At 74.7% G+C, this 14,303-nt stretch carries 15 protein-coding genes; 3 read left to right on the top strand and 12 right to left on the bottom strand.

The genetic code is table 11. The features are described 5' to 3' along the window. Nucleotides 1–16: 16 nt before the first annotated feature. The 7 genes from FB558_RS01060 to FB558_RS01090 all read right to left on the bottom strand — a co-directional run bounded on the left by FB558_RS01060 (nt 17) and on the right by FB558_RS01090 (nt 6,355). Entirely contained in the window at nt 17–490 is a 474-nt protein-coding gene (locus FB558_RS01060) for an arginine repressor (protein ID WP_142047232.1), read from the bottom strand. Further along, complete coding sequence (gene argF / locus FB558_RS01065; protein WP_142047234.1) at nt 469–1,392, bottom strand: ornithine carbamoyltransferase; 924 nt, start codon at nt 1,390–1,392, stop codon at nt 469–471. Before argF ends, FB558_RS01060 begins: the two co-directional genes overlap by 22 nt. After that, nucleotides 1,385–2,554, bottom strand: coding sequence for an acetylornithine transaminase (locus FB558_RS01070; RefSeq protein WP_142047236.1), 1,170 nt, complete (start codon nt 2,552–2,554; stop codon nt 1,385–1,387). The genes argF and FB558_RS01070 overlap by 8 nt, the downstream gene beginning before the upstream one ends. Continuing rightward, nucleotides 2,551–3,444: an acetylglutamate kinase gene (gene argB, locus FB558_RS01075; protein WP_142047238.1), complete on the bottom strand. Its 894-nt coding sequence runs from the start codon at nt 3,442–3,444 to the stop codon at nt 2,551–2,553. The genes FB558_RS01070 and argB overlap by 4 nt, the downstream gene beginning before the upstream one ends. Further along, nucleotides 3,428–4,618 (bottom strand): bifunctional glutamate N-acetyltransferase/amino-acid acetyltransferase ArgJ, encoded by a 1,191-nt coding sequence (argJ, locus tag FB558_RS01080; protein ID WP_246106192.1) that lies wholly within the window; start codon nt 4,616–4,618, stop codon nt 3,428–3,430. Before argJ ends, argB begins: the two co-directional genes overlap by 17 nt. After that, a complete protein-coding gene (gene argC, locus FB558_RS01085) occupies nt 4,615–5,634 on the bottom strand; it encodes an N-acetyl-gamma-glutamyl-phosphate reductase (RefSeq protein WP_142047240.1) in 1,020 nt (339 codons plus the stop codon). Before argC ends, argJ begins: the two co-directional genes overlap by 4 nt. Nucleotides 5,635–5,794: 160 nt before the next feature. Then, entirely contained in the window at nt 5,795–6,355 is a 561-nt protein-coding gene (locus FB558_RS01090; RefSeq protein ID WP_142047242.1) for a DinB family protein, read from the bottom strand. A gap of 83 nt (nt 6,356–6,438) precedes the next feature. Between FB558_RS01090 and FB558_RS01095 the strand changes: the two genes are divergently transcribed. Continuing rightward, nucleotides 6,439–7,398 carry a helix-turn-helix transcriptional regulator gene (locus tag FB558_RS01095; protein WP_142047244.1) on the top strand — a complete coding sequence of 320 codons (960 nt, stop codon included), beginning with the start codon at nt 6,439–6,441 and terminating at the stop codon, nt 7,396–7,398. Between the two features lie 3 nt (nt 7,399–7,401). Here the strand turns inward: FB558_RS01095 and FB558_RS45620 are convergent, their stop codons facing one another. Next, nucleotides 7,402–7,563, bottom strand: coding sequence for a DUF7715 family protein (locus FB558_RS45620; protein WP_425468012.1), 162 nt, complete (start codon nt 7,561–7,563; stop codon nt 7,402–7,404). 106 nt (nt 7,564–7,669) lie between these two features. Here FB558_RS45620 and FB558_RS01100 point away from each other — a divergent pair, with 106 nt between their 5' ends. Both FB558_RS01100 and FB558_RS01105 read left to right on the top strand, forming a co-directional pair. Next, a complete protein-coding gene (locus tag FB558_RS01100; RefSeq protein ID WP_142047246.1) occupies nt 7,670–8,353 on the top strand; it encodes a DNA alkylation repair protein in 684 nt (227 codons plus the stop codon). Nucleotides 8,354–8,483: 130 nt separating this feature from the next. Then, the gene (locus FB558_RS01105) at nt 8,484–9,071 is read left to right on the top strand and encodes a hypothetical protein (RefSeq protein ID WP_142047248.1); all 588 of its coding nucleotides are present in this window, start codon (nt 8,484–8,486) and stop codon (nt 9,069–9,071) included. Between the two features lie 93 nt (nt 9,072–9,164). Here FB558_RS01105 and pheT read toward each other — a convergent pair whose 3' ends face one another. The 4 genes from pheT to FB558_RS01125 all read right to left on the bottom strand — a co-directional run bounded on the left by pheT (nt 9,165) and on the right by FB558_RS01125 (nt 14,250). Beyond that, the gene (pheT, locus tag FB558_RS01110; RefSeq protein ID WP_142047250.1) at nt 9,165–11,678 is read right to left on the bottom strand and encodes a phenylalanine--tRNA ligase subunit beta; all 2,514 of its coding nucleotides are present in this window, start codon (nt 11,676–11,678) and stop codon (nt 9,165–9,167) included. 22 nt (nt 11,679–11,700) lie between these two features. Then, nucleotides 11,701–12,771, bottom strand: a complete 1,071-nt coding sequence (gene pheS, locus FB558_RS01115) for a phenylalanine--tRNA ligase subunit alpha (RefSeq protein ID WP_142047252.1) — start codon at nt 12,769–12,771, stop codon at nt 11,701–11,703. A 133-nt stretch (nt 12,772–12,904) separates the two neighbouring features. Next, complete coding sequence (locus tag FB558_RS01120) at nt 12,905–13,360, bottom strand: hypothetical protein (RefSeq protein ID WP_142047254.1); 456 nt, start codon at nt 13,358–13,360, stop codon at nt 12,905–12,907. 14 nt (nt 13,361–13,374) lie between these two features. Then, nucleotides 13,375–14,250, bottom strand: a complete 876-nt coding sequence (locus tag FB558_RS01125; RefSeq protein ID WP_170231143.1) for a class I SAM-dependent methyltransferase — start codon at nt 14,248–14,250, stop codon at nt 13,375–13,377. Nucleotides 14,251–14,303 lie beyond the last annotated feature (53 nt).

Genomic DNA, 14,303 nt, shown 5'->3' on the forward strand with positions numbered 1-14,303 from the left:
TCCGTTCGTGCAGGTTCTAGAGTTCGCGCAGGCGTGCGACGAGCTGGGCGCCGGTGACGGGCTCGCGGGCCACCACCATCAGGGTGTCATCGCCCGCGATCGTGCCGACGACGTAGTCCAGCGCGGCGCGGTCGAGCGCGCTCGCCAGGTACTGGGCCGCGCCGGGCGGGGTGCGCAGGACGGCCAGGTTGCCGCTCGCGTCCGCGGACGTCAGAACCTCCCCCAGCAACCGCGCCAGCCGGGCGGTGCCGCCCTCGACGCCGCGCACCGGGCTGCCGTCGTCGGGGATCACGTACGCACCCCGGACCTTGAGCGCGCCGAGCTCGTCGAGGTCGCGCGACAGCGTGGCCTGGGTGGTGGCGATGCCCTCGGCCTCCAGCAGCCCGAGCAGCTCGGTCTGGCTGTGCACCGCCCGGTCCCGGATCAGCTCGCTGATCCGGGCCTGGCGGGCCGCGCGCGTCCCCGTGGTCACGGCTGCCGGAGCAACCATGCGAGCAGGGCCTTCTGCGCGTGCAGCCGGTTCTCGGCCTCGTCCCAGACGGCGCTGCGCGGGCCGTCCAGCACCTCGTCGGTGATCTCGTCGCCGCGGTGCGCGGGCAGGCAGTGCAGCACGATCGCGCCCTCGGCCGCGCGCTCCAGCAGCTGCGCGTTCACCTGCAGTGGCCGGAACGGGGCCGTGCGGTCGAGCCCGTCCTCCTCCTGGCCCATCGACACCCAGGTGTCGGTGACGAGGACGTCGGCACCCTCGACCGCGGCCTGCGGGTCGGCGACCAGGTCGACGCTGCCACCCGTGTCGGCGGCGCGGTTCTTCCCGTCCCGCAGGATCCCGGCGTCCGGCTGGAAGCCCTCCGGGGCGCAGATCCGCACGTGCAACCCGGCCGTCGCGCCGCCGAGCAGCAGCGAGTGGGCCATGTTGTTGGCGCCGTCGCCGAGGTAGGTCAACGTGAGCCCGGCGAGGCGGCCGAACCGCTCGCGGATCGTCTGCAGGTCGGCGAGCACCTGGCAGGGGTGGAACTGGTCGGTGAGCGCGTTGACGACGGGCACGGTGGCCGCGGCGGCCATCTCCTCGATCCGCGACTGGTCGCCGGTGCGCCACACGACCGCGTCGACGAAGCGCGAGAGCATCCGCGCGGTGTCGCCGACCGTCTCGCCCCGGCCCATCTGGCTGGACCGCGCGTCGACGATCAGCGGATGCCCGCCCAGCTGCGCGATCCCGGCCTCGAAGGACAGCCGGGTGCGGGTGGAGGGCTTGTCGAACAGCACGGCGACCGGGCGCGGGCCCTCCAGCGGGCGGTGGCCGTACCGGTCGGCCTTCATCGCGTCGGCGAGGTCGAGGACCTCGGCCTGCTGGTCGGGCGTGAGGTCGTCGTCGCGGAGGAGGTGCCTAACCATCTGCTTCGTCCAGGAAGTGCGGGAAGGCCGCGAGGAACTCGCGGGCCTGGGCCTCGGTGAGCACGAGCGGCGGGACCAGCCGCGTGCGGTCGGGCACGGCGTTGTTCACGAGGAATCCGCCCGCCCGCGCCGCCGTGGCGACGGCCGTCGAGACCGGCTTGCGCAGACCGATGCCGATGAGCAGGCCGGCACCGCTGACGTCGGTGACGAGCGGGTGGCCCATCGCCTCGACCGCCGTGGCGATCTCCTTGCCGACCTGCGTGACGTGCTCGAGCAGGCCGTCCTCGGCGATCGTGCGCAGCACGGCGAGCGCCGCGGCGGCGCACACCGGGTTGCCGCCGAACGTGGTGCCGTGCTGGCCGGGCTCCAGGAGGTCGCCTGCCGCGCCGAGGCCGATGCAGGCACCGATCGGCAGCCCGCCCGCGAGGCCCTTCGCCAGCGTCACCACGTCGGGGAGCACTCCGGCCTGCTGGAACGCGAACCACGATCCGGTGCGCCCGATGCCGGTCTGCACCTCGTCGAGCACGAGCAGCGCACCGCGCTCCTCGGTGATCCGCCGCGCGGCGGCGAGATAGCCCTCCGGCGGGTTGACCGCGCCCGCCTCGCCGAGGATCGGCTCCAGGAACACCGCGGCGGTGTCGGCGTCGACTGCCGCCTCCAGCGCGGCGACGTCGCCGTACGGGACGTGCTCGACGCCCGGGGTCATCGGCAGGAAGGGCGTGCGCTTGGGCTCCTGGCCGGTGAGGGCGAGCGCACCCATCGTGCGGCCGTGGAAGGCGTTCTCGGCGGCGATGATCTTCGAGCGGCCGGTGCGGCGGGCCATCTTGAACGCCGCCTCGTTGGCCTCGGCGCCGGAGTTGCAGAACAGCACCCGGCCCGGCCTGTCGACCAGTTCGAGCAGCTTCTCGGCCAGTGCCAGCGGCGGCTCGGTGATGTAGAGGTTGCTCGTGTGCCCGAGCGTCGCGATCTGCTGCGTCACCGCCTCGACCACGGCCGGGTGCGCGTGGCCCAGCGAGTTGACCGCGATGCCGCCGACCAGGTCGAGGTAGCGGTTGCCGTCGGCGTCCCAGACCTCGGCCCCGCTGCCGCGCACGAGCGTGAGCGGCGGGGTGCCGTAGTTGTCCATCATCGCGGTCTTCCACCGCGCGTCGAAGGTCGTCATTCCGGGACCACCATCGTTCCCACTCCCTCACTGGTGAAGACCTCGAGCAGCACCGAGTGCGGCACCCGCCCGTCGATCACGTGAGCCTGCGGCACCCCGCCGCGCACCGCCCGCAGGCAGGCCTCCATCTTCGGCGCCATCCCGCTCGCCAGGCCCGGGAGCATCGGCTCCAGCTCGTCGGCGGTGAGCGCGCTGATGATGGAGTCCGGGTCGGGGTAGTTCGCGAAGAGCCCGGCCACGTCGGTGAGCACGACGAGCTTCGCGGCGCCCAGGCTGGCCGCCAGCGCGGCGGCCGCGCTGTCGGCGTTGATGTTGTAGACGGTGCCGTCGACGTCCGGGGCGACGCCGGCGACCACCGGGATCCGGCCCGCGTTCACGATGTCGAGCACGGCGTCGGGGTTGACGTGGACGACGTCGCCGACCAGACCGATGTCCACGGCCTCGCCGTCGACGAGCGCGGTGCGCTTCTCGGCGGTGAGCAGCTGCGCGTCCTCGCCCGAGAGCCCCACGGCGTAGGGCCCGTGCTGGTTGATCAGCCCGACCAGCTCCCGCCCGACCTGCCCGACGAGCACCATCCGCACGACGTCGATCGTCTCGGGCGTGGTGACGCGCAGGCCGCCGCGGAACTCCCCCGGCAGGCCGAGCCGGTCGAGCATCGTGGTGATCTGCGGGCCGCCGCCGTGCACCACCACCGGGTGGATGCCGGCCAGGCGCAGGAACACCATGTCCTGGGCGAAGGCCTGCTTCAGCTCCTCGTCCACCATCGCGTTGCCGCCGTACTTGACCACGACGATCTTGTCGTGGAAGCGCTGCAGCCACGGCAGGGCCTCGGCGAGGACCCCTGCCTTCGCACCCGCGCGCTCGAGCCGGGCCTCAAGAGGAATACGCACTGTTCTCCTCGACGTAGCCGTGCGACAGGTCGGTGGTGAGGATCTCCGCCGCGCCGTCGCCCAGCCCGAGCGCGACCTCGACGACGACGTCCGGCCCCTTCAGGTCGGCGTCGGCCCGGTTCCCGGCGGCCACGCCGCCGCGGCAGAGCAGCACGCCGTTGACCGTGATGTCGAGCCGGTCCGGGTCGAGCGCGGCGTCGGCGTAGCCCGCGGCGGCGGCGATGCGGCCCCAGTTCGGGTCGGAGCCGAACAGCGCCGTCTTCACGAGGCTGTCGCGGGCGACGGTCCGGGCGACGGTGACCGCGTCGTCCTCGGTGGCCGCCCCGGTGACCTGCACCGTGATCCGCTTGGTGACGCCCTCGGCGTCGGCCTGCATCTGGCGCGCCAGGTCCCGGCACACGTCGGTGAGCGCGGCGGTGAACGCCGCGGTGTCGGGCACGACCCCGGACGCGCCGGAGGCCAGCAGCAGCACGGTGTCGTTGGTGGACATGCAGCCGTCGACGTCGAGCCGGTCGAAGCTCACCCGCACGGCCGCGCGCAGGGCCTCGTCGAGCACGGGCGCGTCGACCACGGCGTCGGTGGTGACGACGGCGAGCATCGTGGCCATCGAGGGCGCGATCATCCCGGCGCCCTTGGTGAGCCCGCCGATCGTCCAGCCGGCGTCGTCGGAGTGCGCGGCCTCCTTGACGACGGTGTCGGTGGTCATGACGGCGGTGGCGGCGGCGCGACCGGCCGCGGCACCGTCGCCCAGGGCGGCGTGCGCGGACGCGACGCCGGCGAGCACGTTGTCGCGCGGGAGCTGCGAGCCGATCAGCCCCGTCGAGCAGACGGCGACCTCGACGGCACCGCACCCGAGCAGCTCGGCGGCCTTCTCCGCGGTGGCGTGCGCGGTCTGGAAGCCCTCAGGGCCGGTGCAGGCGTTGGCGTTGCCCGCGTTGAGAACGACCGCACGGACCCGCCCGGTGGTGAGCACCTGCTCGGACCACAGCACGGGCGCGGCCTTGACCTTGTTGCGGGTGAAGACGCCGGCCGCGGCGTGCTGCGGACCGTCGTTGACGACGAGGGCGAGGTCGGGGCCGTCGCCGGAGCGGATGCCGGCGACGACGCCGGAGGCCCGGAAACCCTGGGGTGCGGTCACGCCCTGTGCTGATGGTTCGCTCGCGAGCTCGCTCACGGGGCCACCCCCGTGACCGGCAGGCCCGCGGTCTCGGGCAGGCCGAGCGCCAGGTTCATGCACTGGACGGCCGCGCCCGCGGTGCCCTTGGTGAGGTTGTCGATCGCGGCGACCACGACCAGCCGCCCCGCGTCGGCGTCCACGGCCACCTGGAGCTGCGCAGTGTTGGCGCCCAGCGTCGCGGCGGTGGTGGGCCACGTGCCCTCGGGGAGCAGGTGCACGAACGGCTCGTCGGCGTAGGCCTTGGCGTACACCTCGGTGGCCTCGGCCGTGGACGCGGTGGTGCGGGCCGAGCAGGTGGCGAGGATGCCCCGCGGCAGCGGCGCGAGGACCGGGGTGAAGCTCACGCTCACAGGTCTACCCGCGGCCACCGACAGGTTCTGCACCATCTCCGGTGTGTGCCGGTGCACGCCCCCCACGCCGTACGCCGACAGCGAGCCCATCACCTCGGCGCCGAGCAGGTGCGGCTTGAGCGACTTGCCGGCTCCGGACGTCCCGGTGACGGCCGTGACGACCACCTCGGGCTCGACGATGCCGGCGGCCACGGCCGGGGCCAGGGCCAGGCTGACCGCGGTGGGGTAGCAGCCGGGCACGGCCACCCGGCGCGCGCCGCGCAGCGCGTCCCGGGCGCCGGGCAGCTCGGGAAGGCCGTAGGGCCAGCTCCCGGCGTGGTCGCCGCCGTACCAGCGCGACCAGGCCTCGGGGTCGTTCAAGCGGTGGTCGGCACCGCAGTCGACGACGAGCGTGTCGTCACCGAGCTGCGCGGCCAGCTCCGCGGACTTCCCGTGCGGCAGCGCGAGGAAGACGACGTCGTGCCCCGCGAGGGTCTCCGCCGTCGTCTCCTCGAGCACGCGGTCGGCCAGCGGGAGCAGGTGGGGCTGGTGCGCCCCCAACCGCGTGCCCGCGCTCCCGCCCGCCGTGAGGGCTCCGATCTCCATGTCCGGGTGCGCGAGCAGGAGCCGGAGGACCTCTCCCCCGGCGTACCCGCTCGCTCCCGCCACCGCTACCCGCGCCATGCGTATGACTATGCACGCCTACGCAAACTGATGCAAACCGGTTCCGTCACACCCCCGCTCGTCAGGCTCCCCACCTGACGAGCGGCACTCTCGTCGGTACCTAGCCGACGAAAGTGCCGCTCGTCATGCGGATCCCGCTTCCGGAGCCCTGAGCCAGCCGCTAGCCCATCGTCTTCTGGCCGTCCAGGGCCTCGCGGAGGATGTCGGCGTGCCCGGCGTGCTGCGCGGTCTCGCCGATGATGTGCAGGAACACCCGCCGGGCCGACCGGCGGGCACCCTTCTCGAACCACGGCGCCTCGGGCAGCGGGTGCGAGAGGTCCAGGTCGACGCCGGCGACGAGCGCGTCGGTGCGCCGCGCGACCTCGTCGTAGTGCGCGAGGACGCCCTCGAGCGTCTCGTCCGGCAGCAGCCGGAACCCCGACGTGAACGCCTCGATCATCTCCGGGGTGGGCTCGCCGCTCCAGTCGACACCGCCCATCGCCGCAGGCCCCTCGAGGACGAAGTCGACCCACCCCTTCTCGGTCTCCGCGACGTGCTTGATCAGCCCGCCGAGGGTCAGCTCGCTGACCGTGGTGCGCTGCCGGGCCTGCTCGTCGGTGAGGCCCTGCACGGTCTGGCGCAGGAACCCCCGGTGCGCGGCCAGCGCCTCCAGGATGTCGGCGCGCTCTCCGGTCGCGGCAGTGGTCACGGTGGCCTCCTGGTGGGTGCTCGTGCTGGTCATCGTTGTTCCTCTCGGTGCTGTCGAGGACCACGTTAGAACCCTCAAGTGCCACTTCCTGACCTCAATTCGCCGATGATGTCCTCATGGCGAACACGAGCTCGCGGACGCTGCGGCTGCTGTCCCTGCTGCAGACCCACCGCTACTGGCCGGGCGCTGAACTGGCCGCGCGGCTGGAGGTGTCGGTGCGCACCCTGCGCCGCGACATCGACCGGCTCCGCGAGCTCGGCTACCCCGTCGAGGCCAACCGCGGCGTCGACGGCGGCTACCAGCTCGCCGCGGGCGCCGCGCTTCCGCCGCTGGTGCTCGACGACGAGGAGGCGGTCGCCCTCGCCGTCGGGTTGCAGGCCGCGGCCCAGGGCGGGGTGGCCGGCATCGCCGAGTCGTCCGTGCGCGCGCTCGCGAAGGTCGTGCAGGTGATGCCGCCGCGGCTGCGGCGCCGCGTGGACGCGCTGCGGGCGATGACCGTGCCGGTGACCTGGAGCGGCGACGCACCTCGCACCGACCCCGGCGTTCTCACGGCGCTGGCGCAGGCGTGCCGCGACACCGAGCGCACCGAGTTCGCCTACGCCGCCGCCTCCGGTGAACGCACCGAGCGGCACGTGGAGCCACTGCGCCTGGTGTCGCTGGGGAGGCGCTGGTACCTCGTGGCCTACGACCTCACCCGCCACGACTGGCGCAGTTTCCGGGTGGATCGCGTCTCCGCCCCGGCCACCACCGGCGCCCGGTTCATGCCCAGGACGCTGCCGGCCGAGGACGCCGCCGCCTTCGTGCGGGCGTCGGTGGTGCAGCCACCGACCAGCTGGTCGGTGGAGGTGCTCCTCGACGCGCCGGTGGCCCGGGTGCGGGCCACCGTGGACCGGTGGGCCACCGCCGAGGACGCCGGTGACGGGCGCTGCCGGCTGCGGATGCGGGCCGACTCGCTCGACTGGCCCGCCATGATCATCGGCTCGCTCGGCGCCGACGCCGAGGTGGTGTCACCACCCGAGCTCCTCGACCACCTGCACGGCTGGGCACGCACCTTCGACCGCGCGAGCCGGGCCTGAACCTCAGGTGGTGTCGGCGAACGCGCGGACCCACAGTTCGTCGAGCCGGCGCTCGACGACCGTGCCCACGGGCCAGTCGGTCACGAGTGCCGCCGGCTCCCGCGCCTCACCGGCCGCGCTGGCGGCATCCGGGTCCCAGCCCTGCCGCTCCAGGCTGGACCGGATCGCGACAGCGGCACCTCCGCGATGCGGGCCGTGGTGGTGGCCCGGTGCGAGCTGAGGCCGCCGACACGGGTCACCGACAGTTCTGGGCCGGCCGTAGCGTCAGGGGGTGCACCCGATCGTCCGACGGCTGCGGGCCGACCTCGCCGCGCACGCCGACCCTGCCGCCGCCGGTCCGATGCAGCGGTACATGAAGTCGGCCATGCCGTTCCGCGGTGTCGCGAAGCCCGTCCGGGAGCAGCTCCTCCGCGCAGCGCTGGCCACGCACCCGCTGCCCGATTCCGCGGCGCTCGACGCCGCCGTCCGCGAGCTGTGGGACGGCGCGCGGTTCCGCGAGGAGCGCTACCTCGCCCTGTCCCTCACCGGCCACCGCGGGCACGCGCGCTGGCTCGACCCGTCGTGGGTGCCACTGCTGCGGCACTGGATCGTCACGGGCGGATGGTGGGACTTCACCGACGAGATCGCGAGCCGCCGGATCGGCCCCTTGCTGCGCGCGCACCGGCAGGAGCTCCGCCCGGTCGTGAGCTCCTGGGCCACGGACCCGGACCGTTGGCTGCGCCGCACGGCGGTCATCTGCCAGCTGGGCGCCGGTCCGGCCACCGACACCGCACTGCTCACCGACGCGATCGAGGCCAACATCGCCGACCCCGACTTCTTCCTCCGCAAGGGCATCGGCTGGGCCCTGCGCCAGCACGCACGCACCGACCCCGCCTGGGTGCGGGCCTTCGTCGCCGCACACCCCGGGCTCTCCCCGCTCTCCCGGCGGGAGGCGCTGCGCCGCCTCGACCCGTGATCCACGGCCGGCGCAGCGTCCTGAGAGGCGCAGCGCTCCCGATCGTGCGCCGGTGCGAGCGCGAGGCCCGGAGGCGGGCAATCGTGCGGAACGGCCCCGCCGCGTGGGGTCCCCCGGCTACCGTCGCCGCGTGCGGCAGGGGTGGTGGATGCGGACGGCGGTGCTGGTCGCCGTGGCCGCCCTGCCGGTCGCGGCCGCGGGCTGCACCACCACGGTGCCCGGCTCGGCGACGGCCGCACCCGCCCCCGGGGCGTCCGCCGGTCCCGACGCCCTCGAGCCACCCGCGGCGTCGCCCGGTCCGCGCAGCGGGCTCGACGCCGACGTCCTGCCCGACGAGTGCCTGCTCAACGCCAGCGAGTTCGGCGACCTCGTCGGCCTCGCCGTACAGCCGCCCGAGCAGGGCACGGTCGAGCGGGAGGACGGATCGGTCAGCGCCGGCTGCGTGGCCACCGCGGACTCCGAGCCGGTCGCGATGATCAACGTCTACGCGGTGCGGTCAGGAACCCCGGCCGACTACGTGCGCGCCGGCGGTGGCACCGGCCGCCGCGACCTGCGGGGGGTCGGCGAGGCGGCCGTCGTGATCGACACCGCCACCGGACCCACACTGCAGCTCGCGAGCCCGGAGTACCTGGTCACGATCCTGGTGTCGGCCCAGACCCCGTCCGACGACGCCTGGCGCGCGGCGGCGCAGGCGGCGCTGTCCCGGCTGCCCGGCTAGTCCGGCTGTGGTCCCGTTCCCACCCGGACGAACGGCACTCTCGTCGCTACCTAGCCGACGAAAGTGCCGTTCGTCAGGCGAATCCCGCTTCCGTCAGGCGCGCAGGCTCGCCCCGTGCCGCTGCCCGGCCAGCGCCACCGCCTCGTCGCGGGCGGCGTTCGCCTCCTCGCTGGTCAGCGTGCGGTCGGACGCCCGGAAGCGGAGTGTGAACGCCAGTGACCGGCGCCCCTCCCCCACCTGCTCACCCGCGTAGACGTCGAAGAGCCGGACGTCCTCCAGCAGGGCGCCGCCCCCGTCCTGCAGGGCGTCGGCCAGCTCGGCCGCCGGCACGGCACTGTCCGCCACGAGGGCGACGTCCACGGCGATCGGCGGGTACGGCGACACCCGCGGCGCGGGCCGTCCGTCGGCGAGCGGGATCGCGTCGAGGTCCAGCTCCATCGCGCAGGTGCGCTCCGGCAGGCCCAGCGCCTCCACGACCTTCGGGTGCAGCTCGCCCGCGTGCCCCACGATCCAGTCCCCGACGCGCAGCGCGGCGCAACGGCCCGGGTGGAACGGCGGCAGCGCGGCGGCGGAGACCCGCAGCTCGACGCCGGCGGCCTGGGCGACGAGCCGGGCGGCCTGCACCGCGTCGGCCCACCCGGCCGCACGACCGGGGCCCCACCAGCCGCGCGGTTCGCGCTCGCCGGCGAGGACCGCGGCGACGTGCACCGGCTGGGCGGGCAGCGCGGCCTCGATCTGTGCCAGCTCGGAGTCGTCGGGGCGGCCCGCGACGTCGGGGTCGGGCATGGGGACGGGGTTGGCGTGCGGCAGCACCACCTGCCCGACGTGGAAGAGCGCGAGGTCACCCGAGCCGCGGGAGCGGTTGCGGACCAGGGTGTCCAGGAGCCCCGGCAGCAGGGTGGTGGCCAGCTCGGCGCGCTCGGCGTCGAGCGGGTTCAGCACGTGCACGGTGCGGCGGCGCACGTCCTCGGCGGGCAGCCCGAACGCGTCCCATGTGCTCGGGTCGACGAAGGGGAACGGCAGCACCTCGACGTACCCGGACTCCGCGAGCGCGCGCGAGACGGCGCGCTTGCGCTGCTGCGCCGGGGTCAGCCCGCGACCGGCGGGCGCGGCGGGCAGGACCGACGGGATCGCGTCGTACCCCTCCAGCCGCAGCACCTCCTCCACGAGGTCGGCGGCCTGCGCCAGGTCGGGGCGCCAGGACGGCGGGGTGGCGACGACCTGCGCGCGGCCGTCGTCGCCGGTGACCAGGTCGACGGCGCAGCCGATCTGCTCCAGCCGACGCACGGTGGCCCCGCGGGCGTAGGTCAGGCCTGCGACCTCGTCGGGGAGGTCGAGCGGCATCCGCACGGCCGCCTGCCCCGGCGCGGCACCCGCGTCGGTGCGTCCCGCGGCGAGCGTGCCGCCACCGTGCTCCACCAGCAGCTGCGCGGCCCGTTCGGCGGCGACCGGGGGCAGCTGCGGGTCGACGACCCGCTCGAACCGCCTCGACGCCTCCGAGGGCAGCTTGTGGCGGCGGGCAGCGCGCGCGATCACGGCCTGGTCGAAGTGCGCGGCCTCGATCAGGACGTCGATGCGCCCTCCGGTGTCCGCGGGCGCAGTGCCGTCGGACCGGCCCGCGGCCGTGACGATCTCGGTGGACGCCCCGCCCATGACGCCGGCGAGGCCGATCGGGCCCGAGTCGTCGGTGATCAGCAGGTCGTCCGGGTCGAGGCGGCGCTCGACGTCGTCCAGCGTCACGAGGGTCTCGCCCGCGGTGGCGCGCCGCACCACGATCTGCCCCGAGACGCGGCTCGCGTCGTAGGCGTGCAGCGGCTGGCCGAGCTCGAGCATCACGTAGTTGGTGACGTCGACGATCAGCGAGATCGGGCGCATCCCGGCGGCCAGCAGCCTGCGCTGCATCCACCACGGCGCCGGGGCGGTGGGGTCCACGCCGTCGACGCGGCGGGCGACGAACCGCGCGCATCCCGGGTCGGGCAGCGCGACGGGCCACGCGTCACCCTCGGCGGCCGGGACGTCGACGCGCGCGGCGGGATCGGTGAAGTCGACGTCCAGCGAGGCGGCCAGCTCGCGAGCGAGCCCCCGCACCGAGAAGCAGTAGCCGCGGTCGGGGGTGATGGCGAGCTCGACCACCGGGTCGTCGACGCCGAGCAGCGGCAGGGCGTCGTCCCCGGGCTCACCCGCGCCGGACGGCAGCACGAGGATCCCCGCGTGGTCGGACCCGAGTCCCAGCTCCTTGGCAGAGGCGATCATGCCGTCGGAGACGTGGCCGTAGGTCTTGCGCGACGAGATCGGGAACGGGCCGGGCAGCACCGCGCCGGGCAGCGCGACGGCGACGAGGTCGCCCTCGGCGAAGTTCGACGCGCCGCAGATGATGCCGCGCACCTTCTCGCCGACGTCGACCTGGCACCAGCGGATGGGCTTCTTCAGCCCCTCCAGGACCTCGAACTCCAGGACCCGGCCGACGACGACCGGGCCGGTGAGCGCCTCGGGCCGGTGGACGTCCTCGATCTCCAGCCCGACGCGGACGAACGCCTCGGCGGTCTCGTCGGCCGGTGGGGTGGCCTCGCCGATGTGCTCGGCGAGCCAGGACAGCGGAACACGCACTCTCTCGCCCTCCCGGGCCGACTCAGACGCCGAACGCGCGGCTGAACCGCACGTCGCCCTCGACCATGTCGCGCATGTCGGGGATGCCGTTGCGGAACTGGAGCGTGCGCTCCAGGCCCATGCCGAACGCGAACCCGGAGTGCACCTCCGGGTCGATGCCGCAGGCGCGCAGCACGTTGGGGTTGACCATGCCGCAGCCGCCCCACTCGACCCAGCCGGCGCCGCCCTTCTTCTCCGGGAACCAGACGTCGACCTCGGCCGAGGGCTCGGTGAACGGGAAGAACGAGGGCCGCAGCCGGGTGCGCGACTCGGCCCCGAACATCGCGCGGGCGAACGCGTCGAGCGTGCCCTTGAGGTGGGCCATCGTGATGCCGCGGTCGACCGCGAGGCCCTCCACCTGGTGGAAGACCGGGGTGTGGGTGGCGTCGAGGGCGTCGGTGCGGAACGTGCGGCCGGGGCACACCACGTACACCGGCAGCTCGCGCTCCAGGAGCGCGCGCACCTGCACCGGCGAGGTGTGGGTGCGCAGCACGGTGTCCGACTGCTCGGAGTCGCCCAGGTAGAAGGTGTCCTGCATCGTGCGCGCGGGGTGGTCCTTGCCGAAGTTCAGCGCGTCGAAGTTGAGCCAGGACGACTCGACCTCGGGGCCCTCGGCGACCTCCCAGCCCATCGCGACGAACACGTCCGCGATGCGCTCGGCGATCTGCGTGATCGGGTGCCGGGCGCCGCGCGGCGTGCGGTCCCAGGGCAGCGTGACGTCGACGGCCTCCTCGGCCAGCACGCGCGCGTCGCGCTCCTCGACCAGCACGGCGCGGCGGGCGTCGAAGGCCTCCTGCGCCTGCTGGCGGGCGGCGTTGACGCGCTTGCCCGCGTCGGCGCGGTCGGGCCCGGGCAACGAGCCGAGCTCGCGGCGCGCCAGCAGCAGCGGGGCGCGGTCGCCGAGGTGCGCGGGCTTGACGGCGGCCAGTTCCGCGAGGTCGGACGCCTCGGCGAACGCCCGCTCGGCGGCTGCGACGGCGGCCTTCAGCGCGTCGGGGTCCAGCGGGCTCGGGACGTCGAGGCCCGTGCTCCCGATCTCCGTGCTCTCAGTCATGGTGGGGCCATCGTATGCGGGGCGGTCAGCGGGCCCACCTGGTGGCCCGGGGCGAGCCCCGAGATTCAGGAAAGCCACTTTCATGAACCTGCAGGGCAGGAACGTGGCTTTCCTGAACCTGGGAGGCCGCCCCTCACCGCCGGGCTGACGGCTCGGCCGTGGTCTCGTCGGGCGCCGTCCGCCGGCCCGACAGCGCCCACAGCAGCGCGCCGATCGCGGCGATGGCGCCGCCGTGGAAGATCCACTCGACCGGCAGCAGGGCGGCCGGCCTCATCCCGATGTGCTGGTGCAGCGCGGCGTGCGGCATCCACGAGGCGAGCAGCCACACCGTGGCCAGCCAGGCGGTGGTCGCGCCGCCCGCGGTCGCGGTCCGGGCGACGAACCAGCGCCGCCCGAGCAGGAGGACGGCGAGCCCGGCGCCGAACGCGAGGTTCTCCAGCATGTTCTCCGCGACGAACCCGGCGCGGAGCGCGCCGTCGACGCGCGGGAACTCGGGCGCGGGCGCCCAGAACCGCCCGAACGGGCCCCGGGGACCGACGAGCGCGGCGAGCACGGCACCGGCGATCGTGACAGCGAGGAAGCGCCTCATCTCGTCCTCCCGGATCAGCGGGCCGGCCGGGTGGCCGTCGCGTAGTAGCCGTGCGTGACGAACCGGACGTGCCCGTCGTCGTGCACCCAGGGGGCGGCCGCAGCGGTGGCGGCCCCGCGGACCTGCTGGATCCGCTCCGCCGGCACGCCGGCCAGGTGCCGGCGCAGCGGCACGTTGAGCGCGAGCAGGAAGTCGAGCCACTCGTCGGGTGACCGGTGGTCGAGCGCGAGCGCGTAGGGCTCGATCCGGATCTCGGCGAGGCCGGCGCGCTCCGCCGCGGCGCACACGTACGAGGCGTCGGCGAGGCTGAAGATCCCGGGCTGGCCCGGGGCGGGCGGCGGCATCGGGGGCAGGCCGAGCGCGTCGAGGATCGCGTCGATCAGCCGCGGCATCGGCTGGTCGGCCGGCCGCCACGGGATCGCGGCGGCGAACCGCCCACCCGGTACGAGCACCCGGCACACGCCGGCGAGCGCACGGTCGAGGTCCGGGAGGAGCATCAGCCCCAGTCGGCAGACCACCGCGTCGACGCTCGCGTCGGGCAGGTCGATCGCCTCGGCGTCCATCTCGTGCGTGTGGAGGTGGGAGAGCCCCGCGGCCGCCGCGCGCTCGGCGGCGTGGACGAGCATGCCGGGCGCGATGTCGGTGGCGATCACGGTGCCCGTCGGCCCGACCCGCTCGGCCGCGGCGAGGGCCGGGTCGCCGACACCGCAGGCCAGGTCCAGGACCCGGTCACCGGGGGCGATCCGGGCCAGTTCCAGGAGCCCGCTGGAGAGCGGCCCCCAGTGGCGCTCGATCAGGTCGTGCTTCGCGGCGAACTCGTGCGCCTGCTCGCTCCACCCGGCGCGCTGCTGCGCCTTGACGACCTCGGGTGCCTGCGTCGTGGCGGTCATGGGGTGCCTCCCGGACATCGTCGATCTGGTCCGGCGCATCGTGGGCCTGGGCG

Origin of the sequence: Pseudonocardia kunmingensis, assembly GCF_006716445.1 — a bacterium.
GTDB classification, from domain to species: domain Bacteria; phylum Actinomycetota; class Actinomycetes; order Mycobacteriales; family Pseudonocardiaceae; genus Pseudonocardia; species Pseudonocardia kunmingensis.

What these genes read in the sequence shown, in the direction of transcription:
- FB558_RS01060 (WP_142047232.1), bottom strand. Translation starts at nt 490, where the DNA reads ATGGTTGCTCCGGCAGCCGTGACCACGGGGACGCGCGCGGCCCGCCAG.
- argF (WP_142047234.1), bottom strand. Translation starts at nt 1,392, where the DNA reads ATGGTTAGGCACCTCCTCCGCGACGACGACCTCACGCCCGACCAGCAG.
- FB558_RS01070 (WP_142047236.1), bottom strand. Translation starts at nt 2,554, where the DNA reads ATGACGACCTTCGACGCGCGGTGGAAGACCGCGATGATGGACAACTAC.
- argC (WP_142047240.1), bottom strand. Translation starts at nt 5,634, where the DNA reads ATGGCGCGGGTAGCGGTGGCGGGAGCGAGCGGGTACGCCGGGGGAGAG.
- FB558_RS01090 (WP_142047242.1), bottom strand. Translation starts at nt 6,355, where the DNA reads ATGACCAGCACGAGCACCCACCAGGAGGCCACCGTGACCACTGCCGCG.
- FB558_RS01095 (WP_142047244.1), top strand. Translation starts at nt 6,439, where the DNA reads ATGGCGAACACGAGCTCGCGGACGCTGCGGCTGCTGTCCCTGCTGCAG.
- pheS (WP_142047252.1), bottom strand. Translation starts at nt 12,771, where the DNA reads ATGACTGAGAGCACGGAGATCGGGAGCACGGGCCTCGACGTCCCGAGC.
- FB558_RS01120 (WP_142047254.1), bottom strand. Translation starts at nt 13,360, where the DNA reads ATGAGGCGCTTCCTCGCTGTCACGATCGCCGGTGCCGTGCTCGCCGCG.
- FB558_RS01125 (WP_170231143.1), bottom strand. Translation starts at nt 14,250, where the DNA reads ATGACCGCCACGACGCAGGCACCCGAGGTCGTCAAGGCGCAGCAGCGC.